Origin of the sequence: Pseudomonas sp. NFPP28, from assembly GCF_900115535.1 — a bacterium.
Taxonomy (GTDB): Bacteria; Pseudomonadota; Gammaproteobacteria; order Pseudomonadales; family Pseudomonadaceae; genus Aquipseudomonas; species Aquipseudomonas extremorientalis.
Genome location: NZ_FOWT01000004.1, coordinates 58,816 through 82,357, shown reverse-complemented (window position 1 = coordinate 82,357; position 23,542 = coordinate 58,816). Strand labels below are relative to the sequence as shown.

The window sequence follows — 23,542 nt, the reverse complement described above, 5'->3', positions numbered from 1 at the left end:
GTACTCATCTCCTATGGCTAAAATTATCGGCATCATCGTCGTCTTCGCAAGCGTGCTCGGCGGGTACGTCCTGTCCCACGGTAAAATCGCTGCGCTGATCCAGCCTTTCGAGGTGATGATCATCGGCGGTGCGGCGCTGGGTGCATTCCTGCAGGCCAACCCCGGCTACATGACCATGCACGTGATCAAGAAGTCGCTGGGCATGTTCGGTTCACGCTTTACCCATACCTTCTACCTGGAGGTGTTGGGCCTGGTCTACGAGATCCTCAACAAGAGCCGTCGCGAAGGCATGATGGCCATCGAGGCCGATATCGAAGACGCTGCCGCCAGCCCGATTTTCGCCAAGTACCCGGCCGTGCTCAAGGACGAGCGCATGACCGCCTACATCTGTGACTACCTGCGCATCATGTCCTCCGGCAACATGGCCCCCCATGAGCTGGAAGGCCTGTTCGACATGGAGTTGTTCAGCCTTAAAGAAGAGCTGGAGCACCCCTCCCACGCTGTGACCGGCATCGCCGATGGTATGCCGGGTTTCGGTATCGTCGCGGCGGTACTCGGTATCGTGGTGACCATGGCGTCCCTGGGTGAGGGCGACCAGGCCGCTATTGGCATGCACGTGGGTGCAGCGCTGGTCGGTACCTTCTTCGGTATTCTGGCGGCCTATGGTTTCTTCGGCCCGCTGGCGACTTCCCTGGCCCATGACGCCAAGGAAGAAGTGAACCTGTACGAATCGATCAAGGCCAGCCTGGTTGCTTCCGCTTCCGGCATGCCACCGTCGCTGGCGGTGGAGTTCGGTCGCAAAGTGCTTTACCCCAAGCATCGCCCAAGCTTCGCCGAGCTGGAACAAGCGGTTCGCGGTCGCTAAGCCATGGAAAACAACCAGCCGATAATCATCAAGCGCGTCAAGCGCTTCGCTGCGGGGCACCATGGTGGCGCCTGGAAAATCGCCTTCGCCGACTTTGCGACGGCGATGATGGCGTTCTTCCTGGTGCTGTGGCTGATGTCCACCGCCACGCCTGAACAGAAGATCGCCATTGCCGGTTACTTCAAGGACCCGATTGGCTTTTCGGAAAGCGGCACGCCCTTTGTGATCGACCTGGGCGGTTCGCCGCAGTTGGCGCCTGAGCGCACCATCAACCCCGAAGTCAAGACTGAAGCGCCTCAGGAAAAAATCCCGATCGAGCGCGATACTGTCGAGTCGATGGCCGAACAGGTCGAGCAGGAGCGCCTTGAGCTGTTGCTGCAGGAGCTGCAGAACAAGGTCGAGGAAAACCCGCAACTGCTGAAGTTCAAGGACCAGATCTCCTTCGAAATCACGCCTGAAGGCCTGCGCATCCAGATCACCGACGCCGCCAACCGGCCGATGTTCGACTCCGGCAGCGCACGCTTGAAGCCGTACTTCGAAGACATCCTGCTGGCCATGGCCGATACCATCAAAGCGGTACCCAACAAGATCAGCATCAGCGGCCACACCGACGCCAAGCCTTACGCGGGCCAGGGGGATTTCGGCAACTGGGAACTCTCGGCCAACCGCGCCAACGCCGCACGCCGTGCGCTGGTGGCCGGCAGCTATCCGGATGCGCAGGTGGCGCGGGTGGTGGGTTTTGCTTCGTCGCAGCTGTTTGATCATCAAGACCCGTTCAACCCGGTCAACCGCCGGATCGACATCGTGGTGCTGACCAAAAAGGCCCAGCGTGCGATTGAAGGTGACCAGCCGCCAGCGCCGCAACCTACTCCGGGGGCCGGCGCACCGGGTGAAGTACCGGCCGACCCGAACGCCATTCCGCCAGGGCAGGAGCCGTTGCCGGCGCATGAGTTGCGCCAGAAGCTGAACCTGTTTGATGACGGTGGGGTGAAGGATCCTACGGTGCCCAAGACGGGTTCTTAAGCTGCCGAAGCTGCTTCACTCATGAAAACGCCCCGATACTGATCGGGGCGTTTTCTTTTGCAGTCATAGCGGGAGGTAGGCTTTGACGCCTTTGATCACGCCTCGCATGTCATCGGTGCACAGGCGCGGTACGAAGTACTCCCGCCCTGTGGCTCGCGTCTTTCTATGGAGCTTGCTTCGCCCCTTCTGCGCCGCTGGATCAGCCCCGAAGAGGATCCAGACTCCTGCCAGCTTGCGCTGGTGACGGAGCAATTATGCGCATCAGGAATTCCGAATTCAGGCTGGCTCGTGTCGGTGGGCCGCCCAGTTGTCCTGAATTCTTGATGCCAGACCCCGTTAAATCAATGGACCAGGCCATGCTGTGCCGTGCTTTATGTGTATCAAGGCAGGGCGGTTTTAGTAACTGCTCTCCGGCAAGCTCGCAATAATCGACCGATAGCTGTTCATCCGCTGCTGCTGCACGCGCCCATCCTCCAGCGCCTTGAGCAACGCACAGCCCGGTTCGCGGTCGTGTTTGCAGTCGCGGAAGCGGCAGGTGCCGATCAGGTCGTTGAACTCGATGAAGCCCGCTTCCACATCACTGCGGCTGACGTGGCCGAGGCCGAATTCGCGGATGCCGGGGGAGTCGATCAGTTCGCCACCGCCGGGGAAGTGGAATAACCGCGCGGTGGTGGTGGTGTGGGTGCCCTGGCCGGACAGTTCCGACAGCGGACCTACGCGGGTGTCGACTTCCGGCAGCAGGCTGTTGACCAGCGAGGACTTACCCACGCCGGACTGACCCACAAACACGCTGATGCGCCCGTCCAGCTGCTGTTGCAGCTGTTCCATGCCATTACCGTGATGCGCCGAAACCTCCAGCACCGGGTAACCCAGGGTGCGATAGACCGCCAGCAGGGCGTTAAGTGCCGGGGCATTCTGCTCGTCGATCAGGTCGAATTTGTTCAGCAGCAACAGCGGGCGGATGCCGGCGTGTTCGGCCGCCACCAGGTAGCGGTCGATCAGGTTGGCATGGGGCTCGGGCAGCGGCGCGAACACGATCACGATCATGTCGACGTTGGCCGCGACCGGCTTGAGCTGGCCGCGGCTATCGGGGCGGCGCAGTTCGGTGGTGCGCGGCAGTTGGGCTACGATTACGCCGATACCCTGGTTGCCAGCACGCCACACAACCCGGTCACCAGTGACCAGCGCCGGCAGGTTGGCGCGCAAGTGGCAGCGGAACACCTGGCCGGCGAGTTCGCCTTCGAGCGCCTCGACTTCGACCTGCACGCCGAAGTGCGCGATCACCAGGCCTGTTTGTTCAGGGCCGAGGTCGCCGCCCTCGAGCGCTTCCACGGCGGAGGATTCACGTTTGGCGGCGCGCGCGGCGCGTTCGCCCTGAATCTTTTCGATGCGCCAGTTTTGGCGACGGTTGAGCTGGCGTTTGGCCATTGGTGTTCCGTGTCGATAATGCAAAGGTTGGGTAAAACGGTCGCGAGTCTAGCACGGCCCCGCCTGCTAAACTGCGCAGCTACGCCAAGGTGCCAAGAGAATCAACCCATGCAAAACCCACAGAACCTGATTTGGATCGATCTGGAAATGACCGGTCTGAACCCCGACACCGACGTCATCATCGAGATGGCGACCATTGTCACCGACAGCAACCTCAACACCTTGGCCGAAGGTCCGGTGATCGCCATCCACCACAGCGATGCCGTACTCGCCACCATGGACGAGTGGAACACCCGCACCCACGGTAACTCCGGCCTGACCCAGCGCGTGCGTGACAGCCGCATCAGCATGGCCGAAGCCGAAGCCGAAACCATCGCCTTCCTGGAAAAATGGGTGCCCAAGGGCAAGTCGCCGATCTGCGGCAACAGCATCTGCCAGGATCGCCGCTTCCTTTATACGCATATGAAAGCGCTGGAAAGCTACTTCCACTACCGCAACCTGGATGTGTCCACGCTTAAAGAGCTGGCGGCGCGCTGGGCGCCGGAAGTGAAGGACAGCTTCCATAAAGGCAGCACGCACCTGGCGCTGGATGATATTCGCGAGTCGATTGCCGAGTTGCAGCACTACCGCAAGCATTTCATCAAGGCTTGAATTCCTTCAAGGGTGAGCCGGTTTTTTGTGGCGAGCGGGCTTGTCCCGCGTTGGGCTGCGAAGCAGCCCTAATACTGCCAACACACCTCTCCAAACAGATATCATTGCCGGCTTTGGGGCTGCTGCGCAGCCCAACGCGGGGCTAGCCCGCTCGCCACAGTTTTGCAAGGATCGCCCTCATGCTGCTGATGCTCTACCTCATCGCCATCACTGCCGAAGCCATGACCGGTGCGCTGTCGGCTGGGCGGCGGGGCATGGACTGGTTTGGCGTCGTACTGATCGCCTGCGTGACGGCACTGGGTGGTGGTTCGGTGCGCGATGTGTTGCTGGGGCATTACCCGCTGACTTGGGTCAAGCACCCGGAATACCTGGTGCTGACCTCCGTCGCCGCGCTGGTGACGATCTTTATCGCCCCGCTGATGCGCCGCCTGCGTTCGTTGTTCCTGGCATTGGACGCCCTGGGCCTGGTGGCCTTCACCCTGATCGGTTGCATGACCGCCCTGGAAATGGGCCATGGCATGCTGGTGGCCTCGGTCAGCGGCGTGATCACCGGGGTTTTCGGTGGCATCCTGCGGGATATCTTCTGCAACGATATCCCGCTGATCTTCCGCCGTGAGCTGTACGCCAGCGTGTCGTTCCTGGCCGCCTGGTTCTACATGCTGTGCCTGTATCTGGAATTGCCCAGTGAGCAATCGATCCTGCTGACGCTGTTCAGCGGCTTTCTACTGCGCTTGCTGGCGATCCGTTTCCACTGGGAAATGCCCAAGTTCGTCTACAACGACGACGTGCACTAGCGGTTGGCGTGCTGGTTCAGCGCCCATTCCACATGTTCGCGCACCAGTTCGGAGGGATATTCGCGCCGCGCCTTCAAGGCTTCCAGCACCGGAATGCTCGACGGTGCGTTGCCCAGGCCTACCGCCAGGTTGCGCAACCAACGCTCATAGCCGGCGCGGCGCAGGGGTGAACCTTCGGTGCTGCTGAGGAATTTATCCTCATCCCACATAAACAACTCGGCCAGTTCGGCGTTATCCAGGTTGTGGCGTGGCTTGAAGTCGCCTTCGGCCGTGGCGCGGGCGAAACGATTCCACGGGCAAACGATCTGACAGTCATCACAACCGAACACGCGGTTGCCGATCAACGGGCGCAGGTCTTCGGGGATTGCGTTCTTGAGCTCGATGGTCAGGTAGGAAATGCAGCGCCGGGCGTCCAGCACGTAGGGGCCGACAAAGGCATTGGTGGGGCAGATGTCCAGGCAGGCGGTGCAGCGCCCGCAATGTTCAGTGCTATGAGGTGCGTCGATCGGCAGTGGCAGGTCGACAAACAGCTCGCTGAGGAAGAAGTAGCTGCCGGCCTTGCGATTGAGCACCAGGGTGTTCTTGCCGATCCAGCCCAGCCCGGCTTTTTCGGCGATGGCTTTCTCAAGCACGGGTGCGCTGTCGACGAAGGCACGGAAGCCGAAGGGGCCGATTTGCGCCTGGATACGGTCGGCCAGTTGCTGCACGCGCTTGCGGATCAGCTTGTGGTAGTCGCGGCCCAGGGCGTAGCGCGAGATATAGGCTTTTTCCGGCTTGGCCAGCAGTTGCGCCATCTGTGTGTCGCCGGGCAGGTAATCCATGCGCAGCGACACCACGCGCAAGGTGCCGGGCACCAGCTCATCCGGATGGGAGCGTTTGCTGCCATGGGCGCCCATGTAGTCCATCTCGCCGTGGTAACCCGCGTCGAGCCAGCGTTGCAGGTGCTGTTCATGCTCGGCCAGGTCCAGGCCGCTGATGCCGACTTGCTGAAAGCCCAGCTCGCGGCCCCAGTCTTTGATCGATTGGGCGAGGGCAGGCAGATCGGTGGTGATGGCAGGCATGAGACAAGGGAAACCGCAGGTTAGATAGGTATAATTCTGCCAGACATCGGAGCTTGAAGACGCATGCCGCAGACAAAACACGCAATAACCGACGTACAACCGCTGCTGCACGGCCATTTGCCGCAACTCGCTGCGCGTTCCCCGGACGCCCATAAAGGCCGGTTCGGCCACCTGCTGGTCATCGGTGGTGACCACGGCTTTGGCGGCGCAGCGCTGCTGAGTGCCGAAAGCGCCTTGCGCAGCGGCGCGGGCATGGTGTCCCTGGCTACTCGCCTGGAGCATGTGCCCGCGGCCCTGGCGCGACTGCCGGAAGTCATGACCGTCGGCGTCGCCTCGGCCAACCAACTGATGGGCCTGCTGGAAAAGATCTCGGTCATTGTGATCGGGCCTGGGCTCGGTGACGCGTCTTGGGGCAGAAGCCTGCTTTCGGTCGCCGCCAACGCCAGCCAGCCGCAGGTTTGGGACGCCGACGCCTTGAATCAACTCGCCACCGGCAGCGTCAGCTTGCCGGCCAACTGCGTGATCACACCGCATCCCGGGGAGGCGGCGCGGTTGTTGGGTCTGTCGACAGCCGAGGTTCAGGCCGATCGCCTTAAGGTGGCGCGCGCGTTGAGCCAGAAATTCAACGCAGTGGCTATTCTCAAGGGCGCAGGCAGTTTGATTGCCAGCCCGGACGGGCGTGTTTCACGCTGTGACCAAGGCCACCCGGCGATGGCCACGGCAGGGCTGGGCGACGTGTTGGCCGGTCTGGTGGGTGCACTGCTGGCCCAGGGCATGCCAGCCTATGAGGCAAGCTGCCTGGCCGTGTGGTTGCACGCAACGGCGGGAGATCGCCAGGGCACGTTCGGTCGCGGGTTGGCCGCCAGTGACCTGATCCCTGCCATTCGTCAATTGCTGGAGGAGCAGTCACCGTGTCTGAAGTAATTCTTTTCCTGGTCGATGAAGAGGCCATGGTTGCCTTCGGCCAGCGCATCGCCCAGGTCACGGCGGGAGCGGGGCTGATCTTTCTGGAAGGCGACCTGGGGGCGGGCAAGACCACGCTGTCCCGGGGGATCATTCGCGGGTTGGGCCACACGGGGGCGGTAAAAAGCCCGACGTTCACCCTGGTAGAGCCCTACGAAATCGGCGACGTGCGAGCGTTCCATTTCGACCTCTATCGCCTGGTCGATCCCGAAGAACTGGAATACATGGGTATCCGGGATTACTTCGACGAAGATGCGCTGTGCCTGATCGAGTGGCCAGATAAAGGCACAGGCTTTTTGCCAAAGCCCGACCTGACCATTACCATTACGCCGCATGAGCATGGACGTCAGTTGAAGTTGTTGCCCCAGAGCGTGCGCGGCCAGTCGTGGTGCGCGGCTTTGGCATTGGAATTCAAATAATTGGTGGGGTTAGGTATGCGCTTTCGCGCGTTGGTTGCTGTCGTGGGGGTGTTGCTTGCGGCAATGACTGTCAATGCTCTGGCTGCTTCACAGGTGAAGAGTGTTCGCCTGTGGCGAGCGCCGGATAACACGCGACTGGTGTTCGACCTGTCTGGCCCGGTCCAGCACAGCGTCTTTACCCTGACGGCGCCTGATCGTCTGGTGATCGACATCAACGGCGCGACCCTGGCCGCGCCGTTGAAAGTCTCCACCGCCAACACCCCGATTACCGCCATGCGTTCGGCCCAGCGTACGCCGACCGATTTGCGCGTGGTCATCGACCTGAAAAAGGTCGTGACCCCCAAAAGCTTCTCTCTGGCGCCCAACGCCCAGTACGGCAACCGGCTGGTGGTCGATCTGTTCGACAACGCCGCCGATGCCGCGCCGCCGCCTGCGCCGACCCCGAGCGTGGCAACGGTGCCGGCGGTGCCGGTGAACCCGTCGCAACCGCAGGTCAAGCTGCCACCGCCGCCACCGGCCCCGGCCGGCAAGCGTGACATTATCGTGGTGATTGACGCCGGTCACGGGGGGGAAGACCCGGGTGCTTCCGGCTCACGCGGCCAGCATGAGAAAGACGTGGTACTCGCCATCGCCCGCGAACTGCAGCGCCAGGTCAATGGCATGAAGGGCTACCGCGCCGAGCTGACGCGTACCGGCGACTACTTCATTCCGCTGCGCGGCCGTACCGAAATCGCCCGCAAGAAAGGCGCCGACCTGTTTGTGTCGATCCACGCCGACGCCGCGCCTTCGGCCGCCGCGTTTGGCGCCTCGGTGTTTGCCCTGTCGGATCGAGGTGCTACGTCCGAGACCGCCCGTTGGCTGGCCGACAGTGAAAACCGTTCCGACCTGATCGGCGGCGCCGGTAACGTGTCCCTCGATGACAAAGACAAAATGCTCGCCGGCGTACTGCTGGACCTGTCGATGACCGCTTCGCTGACGTCCAGCTTGAACGTGGGCCAGAAGGTCCTGAGCAACATCGGCCGGGTCACTTCGCTGCACAAGCAGCGTGTGGAACAGGCCGGGTTCATGGTGCTGAAATCGCCGGATATCCCCTCGATCCTGGTGGAAACCGGGTTTATCTCCAACTCCAACGAAGCCTCGAAGCTGGCAAGCGCCAGTCACCAGCAGGCGCTGGCGCGTTCGATCAGTGCCGGTATCCGCCAGTTCTTCCAGCAGAACCCGCCGCCGGGCACCTACATCGCCTGGCTGCGTGACTCGGGGAAAATCGCCCAGGGCCCGCGTGACCATCGCGTGCAGCCGGGTGACACCCTGGCCATGCTGGCGGTGCGTTTCCAGGTATCGGCCGCGACCTTGCGCAGCGCCAACAACCTGAAAACCGATGAATTGAAAGTCGGCCAGGTGTTGACTATCCCCGGCACTGAATTGGCGGCACAGTAATGAGCGAATCACTCCTGAACAGCGGATCGCGCATTGAGCTGCTGAGCCCGCGCCTTGCCAACCAGATTGCGGCAGGCGAGGTGGTCGAGCGCCCCGCATCGGTGATCAAGGAGCTGCTGGAAAACAGCATCGACTCCGGCGCCAAGCGCATCGACGTCGATGTGGAGCAGGGCGGCGTCAAGCTGTTGCGCGTGCGCGACGATGGCAGCGGTATTTCCTCCGATGACCTGCCGCTGGCTCTGGCGCGTCACGCCACCAGCAAGATTCGCGACCTGGAAGACCTTGAGCGGGTGATGAGCCTGGGCTTTCGCGGCGAGGCCCTGGCGTCCATCAGTTCCGTGGCGCGCCTGACCCTGACCTCCCGCACCCGCGGCGCCGAACAAGCCTGGCAAGTGGAAACCGAAGGCCGCGACATGGCACCTCGGGTGCAGCCGGCGGCGCATCCGGTCGGCACCTCGGTGGAAGTGCGCGACCTGTTCTTCAACACCCCGGCGCGACGCAAATTCCTCAAGGCCGAGAAAACCGAATTCGATCACCTGCAGGAAGTCATCAAGCGCTTGGCCCTGGCCCGCTTCGACGTGGCTTTCCACCTGCGCCATAACGGCAAGACCATCCTCAGCCTGCATGAAGCCAACGATGACGCTGCGCGTGCGCGCCGGGTGTCGGCGATTTGCGGCGCGGGTTTCCTGGAGCAGGCGCTGCCGATTGAAATCGAGCGCAATGGCTTGCGGTTGTGGGGCTGGGTCGGGTTGCCGACGTTCTCCCGCAGCCAGGCGGACTTGCAGTATTTCTTCGTGAACGGCCGAGCGGTGCGCGACAAGCTGGTGGCCCATGCGGTGCGCCAGGCGTATCGCGACGTGCTGTTCAACGGGCGTCACCCGACGTTTGTGCTGTTCTTTGAGGTCGACCCGTCGGTGGTGGACGTCAACGTGCACCCCACCAAGCACGAAGTGCGCTTCCGTGATGGACGCATGGTGCATGACTTCCTCTATGGCACCTTGCACCGCACCCTGGGGGATGTGCGTCCGGATGATCAGTTGTCCGCACCGATTGTGACGGCAGTGGTCCGGCCGAGTGGCCCGCAAGCTGGTGAGTTCGGCCCTCAAGGCGAAATGAGCCTGGCGGCAAACCTGCTGCAATCGCCACAGCAGCAACCTTCGTATACCGCGCCGAATGCCGGCTCCGGCTCGGGTTATCAGTACCAATACACCCCGCGCCCGCAATCGGCGGTGCCGGTGGCCGAAGCCCAGGCTGCGTATCGCGAGTTTTTTGCACCGCTGCCGGGGGCTGAGCCGGGGGCGCCGGTCGCCTTGCCGGAGGGCGGTGGTGATATTCCGCCGCTGGGTTACGCGTTGGCGCAGCTCAAGGGCATCTACATCCTGGCGGAGAACGCCCACGGCCTGGTGCTGGTGGACATGCACGCCGCCCACGAGCGGATCATGTACGAACGCCTCAAGATTGCCATGGCCAGCGAAGGCCTCAGTGGGCAGCCGCTGCTGGTGCCGGAATCCCTGGCAGTCAGCCAGCGTGAGGCCGACTGCGCCGAAGAGCACCACAGCGTGTTCCAGAAACTGGGCTTTGAATTGCAACGCCTTGGCCCGGAAACCCTGGCCATCCGCCAGATTCCCGCGCTGCTCAAGCAGGCCGAGGCTAACCGGCTGGTGGCTGACGTGCTGGCTGACCTGATGGAGTACGGCACCAGTGACCGCATCCAGGCGCACATCAACGAGCTGCTCGGCACCATGGCCTGCCACGGCGCCATCCGCGCCAACCGCCGCCTGGCCCTGCCGGAAATGAACGGTTTGCTGCGCGACATGGAAAACACCGAGCGCAGCGGGCAATGCAACCATGGCCGACCGACCTGGACCCAGATGGGCCTGGACGATCTGGACAAACTATTCCTGCGCGGCCGTTGATGAGTGCCTTGCCCCCCGCGATCTTCCTGATGGGCCCCACGGCCGCCGGCAAGACCGACCTGGCCATCGAGCTGACCAAGGTGTTGCCGTGCGAGCTGATCAGTGTCGACTCTGCCCTGGTTTACCGGGACATGGACATCGGCACCGCCAAGCCTTCGAAAGAGCTTCTGGCCCAGTATCCGCACCGGTTGATCGACATCATCGACCCGTCCGAGAGCTATTCGGCTGCAGATTTTCGTACCGATGCACTCGCCGCCATGGCCGACATCACCGCACGGGGCAATATCCCGCTGCTGGTGGGGGGGACGATGCTCTACTACAAGGCTTTGCAGGAAGGCCTGGCGGATATGCCCCCGGCCGACGCCCAGGTGCGCGCCGAGCTCGAAGAAGAAGCGGCAAGCCTTGGCTGGCAAGCCCTGCACGACCAGTTGGCGGCAGTCGACCCGGTCTCCGCCGCACGCATTCACCCCAATGACCCCCAGCGCCTCACCCGCGCCCTGGAAGTCTGGCGTGTGAGCGGGCAGACCATGACTGAACACCGGCGCAAACAAAGTGCGCAAAGTGCTGACGCAGGCGCTTCGGGACAGTCACAATTGCCCTATACTGTGGCGAATCTGGCCATCGCTCCGGCAAATCGCCAGGTGCTGCATGAACGAATTGCACAAAGATTCACAATTATGTTGGAACAGGGGTTTGTGGACGAGGTCGTAGCTCTGCGTTCCAGAGGTGACCTGCATCCAGGGTTGCCTTCGATACGTGCCGTAGGCTACCGCCAAGTCTGGGATCATCTGGATGGCAAGCTGACGTCAGCCGAAATGCAGGAACGCGGCATCATTGCCACGCGCCAATTGGCGAAACGCCAGTTCACCTGGTTGCGCAGCTGGAGCGATTTGCACTGGCTGGACAGCCTGGACAGCGACAATCTGTCACGCGCCTTGAAATACTTGGGAACGGTCTCCATATTGAGCTGAGTCCTTGCAATTGCCGTCTATCCTTGGGGGTGTGACGGCCATAAGCTATCTATTTTCCGATTTTTTATTATTGATCCTTAAAGGAGTGCGGCACATGTCAAAAGGGCATTCGCTACAAGACCCTTACTTGAATACTTTACGTAAAGAGAAAGTGGGGGTTTCCATCTATCTGGTCAACGGTATCAAGCTGCAAGGTACGATCGAGTCGTTCGACCAGTTCGTGATCCTGCTGAAAAACACCGTCAGCCAGATGGTCTACAAGCACGCTATCTCGACAGTCGTTCCAGTTCGTCCAATCCGTCTGCCTAGCGCAGCGGGTGATGAACAGGGTGACGTTGAGGCAGGTAACGCCTGATAGGAGTCTCCTTTGTTCTTTGAGCGCCACGGTGGTGGTGAGCGAGTGATCCTCGTTCACTTGGATGGACAGGACCCTGAGGCGCGCGAAGATCCGCAGGAGTTTCAGGAGTTGGCAAATTCGGCCGGCGCCGAGACCGTTGCGTTTTTTAACGTGCCGCGTCATCGGCCAACCGCCAAATTCCTGATTGGCAGCGGCAAGGTCGAGGAACTGCGCGACCTGGTCCACGCCGAAGAAGCCGATCTGGTGATCTTCAACCACATCCTCACGCCCAGTCAGGAACGTAACCTCGAACGTGTCTTCGAGTGTCGCGTGATCGACCGTACCGGTCTGATTCTCGATATTTTCGCCCAGCGCGCCCGTACCCATGAAGGCAAGCTCCAGGTCGAACTGGCCCAGCTTGACCACATGAGCACCCGGCTGGTCCGCGGCTGGACTCACCTTGAGCGCCAGGGTGGCGGTATCGGTATGCGCGGCCCGGGTGAAACCCAGCTCGAAACCGACCGACGCCTGCTGCGGGTTCGCCTGCGCCAGATCAAGGGTCGCCTCGAGAAGGTGCGCAGCCAGCGCGAGCAATCGCGGCGTGGCCGTTCCCGTGCGGATATCCCGACCGTGTCCCTGGTGGGTTACACCAACGCCGGCAAATCCACACTGTTCAACAACGTGACGAAGTCGGACGTGTACGCGGCCGACCAACTGTTCGCCACCCTCGACCCGACCCTGCGCCGTCTGGATCTTGACGACCTGGGGCCGATTGTCCTGGCCGATACCGTGGGTTTCATTCGTCACTTGCCGCACAAGCTGGTCGAGGCATTTCGGTCTACGCTCGAAGAGTCGAGCAATTCCGACTTACTGTTGCACGTGATCGATGCGGCGGAACCGGATCGCATGTTGCAGATTGAACAGGTGATGCTGGTGCTGGGCGAGATTGGCGCCCAGGACTTGCCGATCCTCGAGGTCTATAACAAACTCGATTTGCTTGAGGGCGTTGAGCCACAAATCCAGCGCGATGAGAACGGCAAGCCCCAGCGGGTCTGGCTGTCGGCGCGTGATGGCAGCGGTCTCGAGTTGCTTGAACAAGCCATTGCCGAGTTGCTCGGCAGCGATTTGTTCGTTGGCACCTTGCGCTTGCCCCAGCGTTTTGCTCGACTGCGTGCACAGTTTTTCGAGTTGGGCGCGGTACAGAAAGAAGAACACGACGAAGAGGGTGTCAGCTTGCTGGCCGTTCGATTGCCGCGCTCGGAGCTGAATCGGCTGGTCAGCCGTGAAGGCGTGGTACCGACAGAGTTCATCGAACAACACACTTTGCAATAAAAGCCTCCTAAAGCGGTTGTGCCGCAGTGGCAGGCATTCTGTAGCATTGGTCGGCGCGCCGTGGGTGCGTCTTTGCTTTATCAGATGGAGAGCGCTATGGCTTGGAATGAGCCGGGTGGCAACTCGAATAATCAGGATCCCTGGGGTGGTAAACGCCGCAATAATGGCGACCGCAAGGGGCCACCAGATCTCGACGAGGCCTTCCGAAAGCTGCAGGAAAGCCTGAATGGGTTGTTCGGTGGTGGGAAAAAACGTGGTGGTGACGACGGCGGTCGCACAAGCAAGGGCGGTGGCTATGGCCTGCTGGGCCTGGGTCTTGTCGTGCTGGCGGCCGTTTGGCTGTACAGCGCCGTTTACGTGGTGGACGAGCAGGAGCAGGCCGTGGTGCTGCGCTTCGGCAAGTACTACGAAACCGTCGGACCGGGCCTGAACATCTATTTCCCGCCGATCGACAAGAAGTACATGGAGAACGTCACGCGTGAGCGTGCCTACACCAAGCAGGGCCAGATGCTGACCGAAGACGAGAACATCGTCGAAGTGCCGCTGACCGTGCAGTACAAGATCAGCAACCTGCAGGACTTCGTGCTGAACGTTGACCAGCCGGAAATCAGCCTGCAACACGCCACCGAAAGTGCCCTGCGCCACGTCGTCGGTTCGACCGCGATGGACCAGGTGCTGACCGAAGGGCGTGAATTGATGGCCAGCGAGATCAAGGAGCGCCTGCAACGGTTCCTCGACACCTACCGCACCGGTATCACCGTCACCCAGGTGAACGTACAGAGCGCAGCCGCACCGCGTGAAGTACAGGAAGCCTTCGACGACGTGATCCGCGCCCGTGAAGACGAGCAGCGTTCGCGCAACCAGGCTGAAACCTACGCCAACGGCGTCGTGCCGGAAGCCCGTGGTCAGGCCCAGCGCATCCTCGAGGATGCCAACGGTTACCGCGACGAAGTGGTCTCCCGTGCCAAGGGTGAGGCGGATCGCTTTACCAAGCTGGTTGCCGAGTACCGCAAGGCGCCGGAAGTCACGCGTGAGCGTCTGTACCTGGACACCATGCAGGAAGTCTTCAGCAACACCAGCAAGGTTCTCGTGACCGGCAGCAAGGGTGGGCAGAACAACCTGCTGTACCTGCCGCTGGACAAGATGATCGAAGGTGGTCGTAGCAGCACCAGCGCACCGTCCACCGGTTCCAATGCCGCTGCCAACGAAGCGAGCGCCCGTGCGGCCGCCGACTTGCTGCAACAGCAAACACGTACCAGGGAGAGTCGTTGATGAGCAATAAATCGCTGACCGCCCTGATTGTGGGTGTCGTCGTGGTCATCGCTGCCTGGAACTGCTTCTACATCGTGGCTCAGACCGAGCGTGCGGTGCTGCTGCAATTCGGTCGCGTGGTCCAGGCGGATGTCCAGCCGGGCCTGCATGTGAAAGTCCCCTACGTCAACCAGGTGCGCAAGTTCGACGCCCGCCTGATGACCCTGGATGCACCGACACAGCGCTTCCTGACCCTGGAAAAGAAAGCCGTGATGGTTGACGCCTACGCCAAGTGGCGCGTCAAGGATGCCGAGCGCTTCTACACCGCGACCTCCGGCCTCAAGCAGATTGCCGACGAGCGCTTGTCGCGTCGTCTGGAATCGGGCCTGCGTGACCAGTTTGGTAAGCGCACCCTGCACGAGGTGGTATCCGGTGAGCGTGACGCGCTAATGGCTGACATCACCCGTTCGCTGAACACCATGGCGGAAAAAGAGCTGGGCATCGAAGTGGTCGATGTCCGGGTCAAGGCTATCGACCTGCCGAAGGAAGTGAACCGCAGCGTGTTCGAGCGCATGAGCACCGAGCGTGAACGTGAAGCCCGTGAGCACCGCGCCAAGGGTAACGAGTTGGCCGAGGGTATCCGTGCGGATGCCGACCGTCAGCGTCGTGTACTGCTGGCTGAAGCCTATCGCGAGTCTGAAGAGGCCCGTGGTGATGGCGACGCTCAAGCCGCGGCGATCTACGCCAAGGCCTACGGTCAGGACCAGGAGTTCTACGCGTTCTACCGTAGCCTGCGTGCCTACCGTGAAAGCTTCGCGAACAAAACCGACGTCATGGTGCTGGACCCAAGTAGCGATTTCTTCCGCTACCTGGAAAAGGCCAAGTAATCAGCTCGTCACTGTGTAGGAAGCACTCCGTCGGGCGGCTAAAACGCCAGGCGGGGTGATCCTTTCAGAAAACGGGTGTATGATGCGGCAGCCGGGAAATTCCCGGCTTTTTTGCGTCTGCATGTTTGATTCGGCAGGCGTGACAGGTTTTTCGAGGAAAGTGCCCGACGAGGCCGATTGCAGGCCGTTCGTCACGTCGCTCTTGCGCGTGGTTTATGCAGGGGGCGGGTGTTTTCTGCTTCACTCAAGGCTCGGCCGAGGGCTGGCCGCCCGGATCAAAGGGGAATGGCGTAATGGCAACGGTAGACCGCTGGCTGCTGCCAGATGGCATCGAAGAAGTACTGCCACCAGAAGCTGCGCGCATTGAAGTAGCGCGCCGCCAGGTGTTGGATCTGTTCCAGAGCTGGGGTTACGAGTTTGTCGTGACCCCCCATATCGAGTACCTGGAATCCCTGCTGACCGGCGCGGGCCAGGACCTGGATCTGCGCACCTTCAAGGTCATCGACCCGCAGTCGGGCCGTCAGATGGGCTTCCGTGCCGATATCACGCCGCAAGTGGCGCGCATCGATGCGCACACCCTGCGCCGAGAAGGCCCGAGCCGCCTGTGTTACGCCGGTAGCGTGCTGCATGCTCAGCCACGTGCGTTGTCGTCGTCCCGCAGCCCGATCCAGTTGGGCGCCGAGTTGTACGGCGATGCCAGCCCAAGCAGCGACGTTGAAGTAATCAGCTTGATGCTGGCCATGCTGCAATTGGCCGACGTACCGGATGTCCACATGGACCTGGGTCACGTAGGTATCTACCGTGGCCTGGCCCGTGCGGCCGGTTTGTCTGGTGAAGTTGAACAACAGCTGTTCGATGCCCTGCAACGCAAGGCTATCGATGAAGTCATCGCCTTGACCGCTGGCGTGCCTGCCGATCTGGCCGACATGCTGCGCGCACTGGTGAACCTGTGCGGCGGCCGTGAAGTGCTGGTGGCAGCCCGTGAGCGCCTGGCCAATGCGCCGGCGCCGGTACTGGCGGCACTGGATGACGTGCTGGCAATTGCCGAGCAGTTGTCGGCGCGTTTCCCGGAGCTGCCGCTGTACTTTGATCTGGGTGAGTTGCGCGGTTACCACTACCACACCGGTGTGGTGTTCGCCGTATTTGTACCGGGCGTTGGCCAGGCCATCGCCCAAGGCGGTCGTTATGACGATATCGGCGCTGACTTCGGTCGTGCGCGTCCGGCCACTGGTTTTTCCACCGATTTGAAAACCCTGGTGACCCTGGGGCGTGCTGAGGTCGAGCTGCCGTCTGGTGGCATCTGGATGCCCGACAGTACGGACGCAGCACTCTGGCAGCAGGTTTGCCAGTTGCGCAGTGAGGGTCAGCGTGTTGTCCAGGCCTTGCCTGGCCAGCCATTGGCCGCCGCCCGTGAAGCGGACTGCGACCGGCAATTGATTCTGCAGAACGGGCTTTGGCAAGTATCGCCACTGGCTTCTTGAGTTTTCCTGCCGGCCATCGCCGGCACCAAGTTTGCGCGAATGAGGACAAGTGTTATGGGTAAGAATGTCGTAGTCCTGGGCACCCAATGGGGTGATGAGGGCAAAGGCAAGATCGTTGATCTGCTGACCGAACATGCTGCCGCCGTAGTGCGCTACCAAGGTGGGCACAACGCTGGCCACACCCTGGTCATCGATGGCGAAAAAACTGTCTTGCACCTGATCCCGTCGGGCGTATTGCGCGAAGGCGTGCAGTGCCTGATCGGCAACGGTGTAGTAGTTGCACCGGATGCCCTGCTGCGTGAGATCACCAAGCTGGAAGAAAAAGGCGTACCGGTGCGCGAGCGCCTGCGTATCAGCCCGTCCTGCCCGCTGATCCTGTCCTTCCACGTTGCGCTGGACCAGGCCCGTGAAAAAGCCCGTGGCGAGCTGAAGATCGGCACCACCGGTCGCGGCATCGGCCCGGCCTACGAAGACAAGGTCGCACGTCGTGGCCTGCGTGTGGGCGACCTGCTCAACATGCCACGCTTCGAAGACAAGTTGCGTGAACTGGTGGATTACCACAACTTCATGCTGGTCGGTTACTACAAAGAGCCGGCCATCGAGTTCGAAAAGACCCTGGCCGAGTGCAAGGAATACGCTGAGCTGCTCAAGCCGCTGATGCTCGACGTGACCGCCGAGCTGCACGACCTGCGTCGCGCCGGCAAGGACATCATGTTCGAAGGCGCCCAAGGCTCCCTGCTGGACATCGACCACGGCACCTACCCGTACGTGACCAGCTCCAATACCACCGCAGGTGGCGTGGCGACCGGTTCGGGCGTGGGCCCGATGTTCCTGGACTACATCCTGGGCATCACCAAGGCCTACACCACCCGTGTCGGTTCGGGTCCGTTCCCGACTGAGCTGTTCGACGAAGTCGGCGCTCACTTGGCCAAGCAAGGTCACGAGTTTGGTGCGACCACCGGCCGTGCCCGTCGTTGCGGCTGGTTTGACGCCGTTATCCTGCGTCGCGCTATCGACGTGAACAGCATTTCGGGCATCTGCCTGACCAAGCTGGATGTGCTCGACGGTCTGGAAACCATCAATATCTGCACTGGTTATAAAGATGCGGAAGGTAAAGATGTCGCCCCGACTGACGCTGACAGCTACGTAGGCCTGCAGCCTGTGTACGAAGAAGTGCCGGGCTGGACCGAATCGACCGTGGGCGCCAAGACCCTGGAAGAGCTGCCGGCGAATGCCCGTGCGTACATCAAGCGTGTTGAAGCGCTGATTGGCGCGCCGATCGACATTATTTCGACGGGGCCGGACCGCAACGAAACCATCGTTCTGCGTCATCCGTTCGCTTAATAAGCTGTTGATGTAAAAAGCAAAGGGTTCCTTCGGGAGCCCTTTGTCGTTTCTGTCGCCCGAGCGGCACGACCCTTGCTTTGGTTCTTTCTTTCGCGGTGCTATCAAATTAATGGCACCCGTGATGGAGGGATTCCCGATGTCTGCCGTTCTCTCATTGTTACAAAGCCGTCTGTTGCGGCCGGTGTTCGTTACCCTAGGTATCGCTCTTTTGGTGCAAGTACTGGTGGCGGTCGCCCTGACGCGAAGCACGGTCACTGCACTGGAGGCTGATCTGGGCAATCGCCTGGGTGTCGACAGCCAGAAGCTGTCCGGCGAATTGGCCCAGGCTGGCAAGGAAGTCACGTCCAGTCTCGATAGCTTGTCGACAAGCACTCGCCAACGTCTGACCGCTGGGCTCTCGGCTCGCCTGCAGGAAGAGCAGAAGCAACTGCGTGCAACCCTGGAAAAAGACCTGAAAGACTCCGCCAATGACATGGCACAGCTGCTCGCCTCAGTGGCGCCCCGCGCCATGTGGGACAGTGACGTGCCGACGTTGTCGGAGTTCGCCCGACGCGCCCAGCGCAATCCCAACGTGCTGTTTGTGGTGTATGACGACGCGGCAGGTGAGCACCTGACTCGCTACCTGAACCGTGAAAACCCGATCAACCAGGCGTTGTTGGAAAAGGGCAAGGGTGATCGTGCCCTGGATAAAGTGCTGGATGCGGCCAAGGATGATCCTTCTGTGTTCTACGTGGAAGCGTCCATCAGCCCGAATGGTGTAGAGATCGGCAAGGTGCGCATGGGGGTTTCGACAGCTGCGGTTGAAGCTGACTTGCAAGCGCTCGACAAGCGTTTCGCGGCGCTGATCGCCAGTGGTGATCAACTGGTCGGCGACAGCCTCAAGGGCGCAGCGGCCGACAGTGCTGCGGCCATGGGCGCCCGTCTGCAATCTGCGCAAGCCACAGCCACCCAAATGACGGCCAACACCACCAGCGCCGTCCAGGACGCTGCCGGCACCCTGCGCTGGCGCATTGGCATGGGGCTCGCGCTGGTCGGTCTTGGCGTATTGCTGTTGATCGCTGTTGTGCTGGGTCGTCGCGTGGTCAACCGCTTGAAGCTGTTGATCGCGGCCATGGATGATCTGGCGGCGGGCGAGGGCGACCTCACCAAGCGCGTACAAATCAGCAGCAAGGACGAAATCGGCGACATGGCCTCGGCGGTCAATCGCTTTGTGGATAAGTTGCAGCCCATCGTGCGTGAGGCGGGGGATGTAGCCCAGCGAACGGGTGTGGAAATCGGCGCCATGACCTTGCGCAACGCCGGTGCCGATGCGGCCGCGGGCTTGCAGCGTGATGAAGTGGCTGAAAGTCTGCGTGCGCTGTCGCAGATGGCAGATGAAGCTCAGGCTGAAAGCCACGCCATGCAGGCGGCGTTGCAACAGGTGGTGGATATTCGTCAGGCCACGGACGAGAACTCGCGCACCTCGGCTGAAGTCGGCAGTTTGATCGAGGCACTGGCGGGGCAGGTGCAGGCAGGTTCCACGGTTATCGAGCGCCTGGCCCAGCAAAGCGAGCAGATCGAGGTGGTGCTGACCGTGATTCACGGTATTGCCGAGCAAACCAACCTGCTGGCACTCAACGCGGCGATTGAGGCGGCACGTGCCGGTGAAACCGGGCGCGGCTTCGCGGTGGTGGCGGATGAGGTGCGCGCACTGGCGAGCAAGACCCAAAGCTCCACCGGCGATATCCAGGCGCATATCGTGGCGTTGCAGCAGGGCGCGCGGGAGGCGGTGGAAACCATCGGCAAGGCTGGGCGCCAGGCCAACGAAGGCTTGTTGGTGCTGCGTGACAGCGTGCGTTTGCAGCAGGCGGTGCAGGCCTCGGTGGAGCAGGTACATGCCGCGATTGGTTTGGCAACACGTGCAGCCGAGCATCAGGCCCAGGGCGCCCATGCGGTGCGTGGTCGGGTGGAGGTAATCCATGCCCAGGCCGAGCGTGCCGCGCAGGCGGTGGTGGAGACCACCGCCAGTGGCAAGGTGCTGGATGGGTTGGCGGCGCAGTTGAAGGCGAGCCTGGGGCAGTTCAGGGCGTAGTGTTGCCTGTACCTGCCTCATCGGGGGCAAGCCCCCTCCCACATTTGTCAGCATTCCATAGCTGGAACTCGGTCAACTGTGAGAGGGGGCTTGCCCCCGATGGCGGTCTCAACGGCTCAGATACATCCGCGTCGTGAGCAGATAAACCGGCAACCCCGACACCACTATCAACAACGCCGCATAAGGCGCCGCCGCCGCAAATTCCACATTCGAAGTGTGCGCCCACACCGCCGTCGCCAAAGTATTCAAGCCGGTCGGGCTGAGCAGCAGCGTCGCCGTCAATTCCTTCATCGCATCCAGGAACACCAGCGCAAATGCTGCGCCAAGGGCCGGGAAGATAATCGGCAGCGTCACCCGACAAAATGCACTGAACGACGAAGCGCCCAGCGTGCGTGCAGCTTCTTCAAGCTGTGGCGCCGCCTTGTTCAGTGCCGTGCGAATCGGTGCCTGGGCCAGTGGCAGAAACAGTAGCGCATAGGCAATCAGCAACAGTGCCGAGGTCTGGTACAGCGCCGGCACGTAATGCAGGGCGAAATACACCAGGCTCAGTGCGATCACCAGGCCGGGCAAGGCGTGCAGCAGGTAGGGCAGGCGCTCGGCCCAGATCGCCAGCTGACCTTTGTAGCGCACTACCAGAAGTCCCACCGGCACCGCCAGTACCAGGCAAAGCGCGGCGCCGCCGAGAGACAGCGCCAGGGAGGACAGCAACGCCTCACTGATCTCGGCCAGCGGAAATGCAGCCGATGAACCCACCGCCAGCCAATAACCGAGCATTCCCAGGGGAATGCCGCTACCGATGATCGCCAACGCCAGGCAATACACCTGGCCCAATGGCGCCCACTTACCCAATCGCACCAGCTCCGCATGTCGCGCTGCGCCCTGGCCAATGCGCACGTGCCGGCCCTTGCCACGCACGCGCAGCTCCAGCCACAGCAGCGTCAGGCACATCACCAGCAGCACGGCGGACAGCATCGCAGCATTCGCATTGCTGAATTCCAGCTCGAACTGCTGGTAGATCGCGGTGGTGAAGGTCTGCAACCCAATGATCGACAGCGCACCGAACTCCACCAGCATATGCAGCGCGATCAGCAATGCCCCCGCCAGCAGCGAGGGCCACAGCAGCGGCAAGGTGACGCGAAAAAAGATGCTCCAGCGATTCAGTCCCAGGGTGCGGGCCGACTCTTCCAGTGCGGGATCAAGATTGCGCAGCGTCGCCGCCACCGGCAAGAACACCAGCGGATATTTGGACAGGCTCATCACCAGGATGGCGCCACCGAGCCCTTCGAAACTGGCGCTCAGCGAAACCCAGGTAAAGCTGCTGACAAACGCCGGTACCGCAAACGGCAGGCACAGGATCACGCCCCAGATACGTCGCCCCGGCAGGTTGCTGCGCTCCAGCAGCCAGGCGAGGGACAGGCCGATCACTGCGCAGCCCGCCGTCACGCCCACCATCAGCGCCAGGGTGTTGCGCAGCAACCCAAACACATAAGGTCGCCACAGCAGATGCACCGCTTCCGCCCAGCCCGCTTGCCAGGCCTTGGTGCCGACGTACGCCAGCGGCAACAGGCTCAAGCCAACCAGAAACAGCACCGGCAGCAACAGCCAGATCGACGGACGTTTGCGCCTTGGGCTGAGCCCTGTGCGCAGGGCGGGTAGCGACGGGTTCATCAGTTCAAGCCAACGTCACGTTCCAGGTCCAGGGCTTCTTCGGCGTTGCCCAGGTCGGCCGGGGTGACTTTCGGCGGTTGCAGTTCGCTGAAAGGCTTGAGGCCGCGATTGGATTCCATACCCTTGCGCAGCGGGTATTCGGCCGAGGTGTTGGTGATCACGCGCTGGCCTTCTTCACTGGCCATGAACGCCAACAGTTGCTGGGCTTCCTTGGGGTGCTTGCTGGATTTCAGCGCGGCGGCGGAAGACACGGTGATCAAGCCGCCGGCGTCGCCATTGGTGAAGTAGTGCAGTTGGGAATCCAGATTGGTCTTTTCTTTCTTCAGGGCGAACCAGTAGTAGTTGTTCACCAGAACAGTGGCCACTTCGCCGTTTTCGACGGCTTTCAGCGCAACCATGTTGTTGCTGTACACCTTGCCGAAGGCGCGCAGGCCGGTCAGCCATTCTTCAGCCGCTTCGCGACCGTGCAGCTTGATGATCGCCACGGCTTGTTCCTGGAACGCGCCGCTGGTTGGCACGAAGCCGACTTTGCCTTGCCACTCGGGGCCGGCAAAGTCGAGTACCGATTCGGGAAGGTCTTTTTCAGCAATCAGCTTCGGGTTGAAAGCCACAACGCGGGTGCGCGCGGTCACGCCCATCCAGTCGCCATTGGCGCCAACATAATCCTTGGGCAATACGTCGAGGGTGCTGGCGTCGATCCTGGCCAGCAGGCCTTGCTCGCCGAGTTTGTTCAGCGGAGGCGATTCTTCGGTGTAGATCACATCGGCGGGCGAGCGGTCGCCTTCTTCGACGACTTGGCTGGCCAACTGGTTGCTGCTTCCTTTGCGCACGTTGACGTGGATGCCGGTCTTGGCTTCGAAGGCCTTGGCGAGTTCATCGCCGACTTCTTTGTGCTGGCCGTTGTACAGGGTCAGGGAGACCTTGTCGGCGGAATAGGCGGTGGGCGAGAGCAAGGTCAGGCCGAGCAGGGTGAGGGTCAGGCCACGCAGAAGGGATGTCTTGAGACGGGTATCGCGGATGGTCATCCGAAGTTTTCCTCGCTTGTGTGCAACAAATCATTGCAAGGATAAACGATAAAGTTTCTCAGGTGCGGACGCAGGCGGAAATCGGCTGGGAAGTTTTCAAACCCCGGAAACGAAAAAACCCGCTTTCGCGGGTTTGATCTGAATTTGGTGCCCAGGAGAAGACTCGAACTTCCACGACCTTGCGATCACCAGCACCTGAAGCTGGCGTGTCTACCAATTTCACCACCTGGGCATTATCAACAACGCTTGCGCTGTTGATGGAGCGAACTATACGGAGGGCTTTTTGATCTGTAAACCCCTGATTCAAAAAAATAAATCAAGTTTTCCGTTAAAAATCAGAGCCTTGAAACGAAAAAACCCGCTTTCGCGGGTTTGATCTGAATTTGGTGCCCAGGAGAAGACTCGAACTTCCACGACCGTAAGGTCACCAGCACCTGAAGCTGGCGTGTCTACCAATTTCACCACCTGGGCATTATCAAACAACGTTGCCGTCGTCGATGGCGCGCACTATACGGAGGGGATTTTAAGCTGTAAACCCCCGCCACGAAAAAAGCCTGGAAAATTTCGCCAGTGGTCGTGCAAGGTGCCTGTTGCGGGCTGCAAAGGGCTTTAAAA

20 protein-coding genes and 2 tRNA genes are annotated in these 23,542 nt (G+C 61.3%); 16 read left to right on the top strand and 6 right to left on the bottom strand.

The genetic code is table 11. The features are described from left to right. Positions 1–13 precede the first annotated feature (13 nt). On the top strand, positions 14–865 hold the full coding sequence (motA, locus tag BM110_RS11855; RefSeq protein ID WP_058423471.1) for a flagellar motor stator protein MotA: 852 nt from the start codon (positions 14–16) through the stop codon (positions 863–865). Between the two features lie 3 nt (positions 866–868). Then, positions 869–1,888, top strand: a complete 1,020-nt coding sequence (motB, locus tag BM110_RS11850) for a flagellar motor protein MotB (protein ID WP_071491685.1) — start codon at positions 869–871, stop codon at positions 1,886–1,888. A gap of 396 nt (positions 1,889–2,284) precedes the next feature. Here the strand turns inward: motB and rsgA are convergent, their stop codons facing one another. Beyond that, complete coding sequence (gene rsgA, locus BM110_RS11840; RefSeq protein ID WP_071491684.1) at positions 2,285–3,316, bottom strand: small ribosomal subunit biogenesis GTPase RsgA; 1,032 nt, start codon at positions 3,314–3,316, stop codon at positions 2,285–2,287. Between the two features lie 108 nt (positions 3,317–3,424). Here rsgA and orn point away from each other — a divergent pair, with 108 nt between their 5' ends. Together orn and BM110_RS11830 are read left to right on the top strand one after the other, a co-directional pair. Next, positions 3,425–3,967 (top strand): oligoribonuclease, encoded by a 543-nt coding sequence (gene orn, locus BM110_RS11835; protein ID WP_010213620.1) that lies wholly within the window; start codon positions 3,425–3,427, stop codon positions 3,965–3,967. Between the two features lie 179 nt (positions 3,968–4,146). Continuing rightward, on the top strand, positions 4,147–4,761 hold the full coding sequence (locus BM110_RS11830) for a trimeric intracellular cation channel family protein (protein ID WP_058423469.1): 615 nt from the start codon (positions 4,147–4,149) through the stop codon (positions 4,759–4,761). Here the strand turns inward: BM110_RS11830 and queG are convergent. Beyond that, positions 4,758–5,822 carry a tRNA epoxyqueuosine(34) reductase QueG gene (gene queG, locus BM110_RS11825; protein WP_092246613.1) on the bottom strand — a complete coding sequence of 355 codons (1,065 nt, stop codon included), beginning with the start codon at positions 5,820–5,822 and terminating at the stop codon, positions 4,758–4,760. The genes BM110_RS11830 and queG overlap by 4 nt on opposite strands. Positions 5,823–5,885: 63 nt before the next feature. Between queG and BM110_RS11820 the strand changes: the two genes are divergently transcribed. From BM110_RS11820 to BM110_RS11765, 12 genes are all read left to right on the top strand, one after another. Then, entirely contained in the window at positions 5,886–6,746 is an 861-nt protein-coding gene (locus BM110_RS11820) for an NAD(P)H-hydrate dehydratase (protein ID WP_092246616.1), read from the top strand. Continuing rightward, positions 6,734–7,204, top strand: a complete 471-nt coding sequence (gene tsaE, locus BM110_RS11815) for a tRNA (adenosine(37)-N6)-threonylcarbamoyltransferase complex ATPase subunit type 1 TsaE (RefSeq protein ID WP_071491680.1) — start codon at positions 6,734–6,736, stop codon at positions 7,202–7,204. Before BM110_RS11820 ends, tsaE begins: the two co-directional genes overlap by 13 nt. Positions 7,205–7,219: 15 nt before the next feature. Continuing rightward, the gene (locus BM110_RS11810) at positions 7,220–8,641 is read left to right on the top strand and encodes an N-acetylmuramoyl-L-alanine amidase (protein WP_025857370.1); all 1,422 of its coding nucleotides are present in this window, start codon (positions 7,220–7,222) and stop codon (positions 8,639–8,641) included. Further along, positions 8,641–10,557 (top strand): DNA mismatch repair endonuclease MutL, encoded by a 1,917-nt coding sequence (gene mutL / locus BM110_RS11805; protein ID WP_093513440.1) that lies wholly within the window; start codon positions 8,641–8,643, stop codon positions 10,555–10,557. Before BM110_RS11810 ends, mutL begins: the two co-directional genes overlap by 1 nt. Continuing rightward, positions 10,557–11,528 carry a tRNA (adenosine(37)-N6)-dimethylallyltransferase MiaA gene (gene miaA, locus BM110_RS11800; protein ID WP_093513439.1) on the top strand — a complete coding sequence of 324 codons (972 nt, stop codon included), beginning with the start codon at positions 10,557–10,559 and terminating at the stop codon, positions 11,526–11,528. The genes mutL and miaA overlap by 1 nt, the downstream gene beginning before the upstream one ends. A gap of 94 nt (positions 11,529–11,622) precedes the next feature. After that, positions 11,623–11,883 carry an RNA chaperone Hfq gene (gene hfq, locus BM110_RS11795; RefSeq protein WP_058423463.1) on the top strand — a complete coding sequence of 87 codons (261 nt, stop codon included), beginning with the start codon at positions 11,623–11,625 and terminating at the stop codon, positions 11,881–11,883. 12 nt (positions 11,884–11,895) lie between these two features. Continuing rightward, on the top strand, positions 11,896–13,197 hold the full coding sequence (gene hflX / locus BM110_RS11790; protein WP_071491677.1) for a ribosome rescue GTPase HflX: 1,302 nt from the start codon (positions 11,896–11,898) through the stop codon (positions 13,195–13,197). Positions 13,198–13,293: 96 nt separating this feature from the next. Continuing rightward, entirely contained in the window at positions 13,294–14,469 is a 1,176-nt protein-coding gene (hflK, locus tag BM110_RS11785) for an FtsH protease activity modulator HflK (RefSeq protein WP_028615515.1), read from the top strand. Then, the gene (gene hflC, locus BM110_RS11780; RefSeq protein WP_025857365.1) at positions 14,469–15,335 is read left to right on the top strand and encodes a protease modulator HflC; all 867 of its coding nucleotides are present in this window, start codon (positions 14,469–14,471) and stop codon (positions 15,333–15,335) included. The genes hflK and hflC overlap by 1 nt, the downstream gene beginning before the upstream one ends. A gap of 293 nt (positions 15,336–15,628) precedes the next feature. After that, positions 15,629–16,816 carry an ATP phosphoribosyltransferase regulatory subunit gene (locus tag BM110_RS11775; RefSeq protein ID WP_016972601.1) on the top strand — a complete coding sequence of 396 codons (1,188 nt, stop codon included), beginning with the start codon at positions 15,629–15,631 and terminating at the stop codon, positions 16,814–16,816. Positions 16,817–16,870: 54 nt separating this feature from the next. Then, positions 16,871–18,160, top strand: coding sequence for an adenylosuccinate synthase (locus tag BM110_RS11770; RefSeq protein WP_071491676.1), 1,290 nt, complete (start codon positions 16,871–16,873; stop codon positions 18,158–18,160). A gap of 139 nt (positions 18,161–18,299) precedes the next feature. Next, on the top strand, positions 18,300–20,234 hold the full coding sequence (locus BM110_RS11765) for a methyl-accepting chemotaxis protein (RefSeq protein WP_093513438.1): 1,935 nt from the start codon (positions 18,300–18,302) through the stop codon (positions 20,232–20,234). A 108-nt stretch (positions 20,235–20,342) separates the two neighbouring features. Here BM110_RS11765 and BM110_RS11760 read toward each other — a convergent pair whose 3' ends face one another. The 4 genes from BM110_RS11760 to BM110_RS11745 form a co-directional block, all read right to left on the bottom strand. Beyond that, the gene (locus BM110_RS11760) at positions 20,343–21,902 is read right to left on the bottom strand and encodes an ABC transporter permease (protein ID WP_093121275.1); all 1,560 of its coding nucleotides are present in this window, start codon (positions 21,900–21,902) and stop codon (positions 20,343–20,345) included. Then, positions 21,902–22,927, bottom strand: coding sequence for an extracellular solute-binding protein (locus BM110_RS11755; protein WP_071491673.1), 1,026 nt, complete (start codon positions 22,925–22,927; stop codon positions 21,902–21,904). The genes BM110_RS11760 and BM110_RS11755 overlap by 1 nt, the downstream gene beginning before the upstream one ends. A gap of 145 nt (positions 22,928–23,072) precedes the next feature. After that, positions 23,073–23,159, bottom strand: a tRNA-Leu gene (locus BM110_RS11750). Between the two features lie 152 nt (positions 23,160–23,311). Further along, a tRNA-Leu gene (locus tag BM110_RS11745) sits at positions 23,312–23,398 on the bottom strand. Between the last annotated feature and the right edge of the window lie 144 nt (positions 23,399–23,542).

Excerpts from the sequence above, each read along its gene's own strand:
- mutL (WP_093513440.1), top strand. The coding sequence starts at position 8,641 with ATGAGCGAATCACTCCTGAACAGCGGATCGCGCATTGAGCTGCTGAGC.
- BM110_RS11755 (WP_071491673.1), bottom strand. The coding sequence starts at position 22,927 with ATGACCATCCGCGATACCCGTCTCAAGACATCCCTTCTGCGTGGCCTG.
- BM110_RS11770 (WP_071491676.1), top strand. The coding sequence starts at position 16,871 with ATGGGTAAGAATGTCGTAGTCCTGGGCACCCAATGGGGTGATGAGGGC.
- queG (WP_092246613.1), bottom strand. The coding sequence starts at position 5,822 with ATGCCTGCCATCACCACCGATCTGCCTGCCCTCGCCCAATCGATCAAA.
- hflK (WP_028615515.1), top strand. The coding sequence starts at position 13,294 with ATGGCTTGGAATGAGCCGGGTGGCAACTCGAATAATCAGGATCCCTGG.
- BM110_RS11820 (WP_092246616.1), top strand. The coding sequence starts at position 5,886 with ATGCCGCAGACAAAACACGCAATAACCGACGTACAACCGCTGCTGCAC.
- miaA (WP_093513439.1), top strand. The coding sequence starts at position 10,557 with ATGAGTGCCTTGCCCCCCGCGATCTTCCTGATGGGCCCCACGGCCGCC.
- BM110_RS11830 (WP_058423469.1), top strand. The coding sequence starts at position 4,147 with ATGCTGCTGATGCTCTACCTCATCGCCATCACTGCCGAAGCCATGACC.
- orn (WP_010213620.1), top strand. The coding sequence starts at position 3,425 with ATGCAAAACCCACAGAACCTGATTTGGATCGATCTGGAAATGACCGGT.
- BM110_RS11760 (WP_093121275.1), bottom strand. The coding sequence starts at position 21,902 with ATGAACCCGTCGCTACCCGCCCTGCGCACAGGGCTCAGCCCAAGGCGC.
- BM110_RS11810 (WP_025857370.1), top strand. The coding sequence starts at position 7,220 with ATGCGCTTTCGCGCGTTGGTTGCTGTCGTGGGGGTGTTGCTTGCGGCA.
- BM110_RS11765 (WP_093513438.1), top strand. The coding sequence starts at position 18,300 with ATGTCTGCCGTTCTCTCATTGTTACAAAGCCGTCTGTTGCGGCCGGTG.
- BM110_RS11775 (WP_016972601.1), top strand. The coding sequence starts at position 15,629 with ATGGCAACGGTAGACCGCTGGCTGCTGCCAGATGGCATCGAAGAAGTA.
- rsgA (WP_071491684.1), bottom strand. The coding sequence starts at position 3,316 with ATGGCCAAACGCCAGCTCAACCGTCGCCAAAACTGGCGCATCGAAAAG.
- motB (WP_071491685.1), top strand. The coding sequence starts at position 869 with ATGGAAAACAACCAGCCGATAATCATCAAGCGCGTCAAGCGCTTCGCT.
- motA (WP_058423471.1), top strand. The coding sequence starts at position 14 with ATGGCTAAAATTATCGGCATCATCGTCGTCTTCGCAAGCGTGCTCGGC.
- hflC (WP_025857365.1), top strand. The coding sequence starts at position 14,469 with ATGAGCAATAAATCGCTGACCGCCCTGATTGTGGGTGTCGTCGTGGTC.
- hfq (WP_058423463.1), top strand. The coding sequence starts at position 11,623 with ATGTCAAAAGGGCATTCGCTACAAGACCCTTACTTGAATACTTTACGT.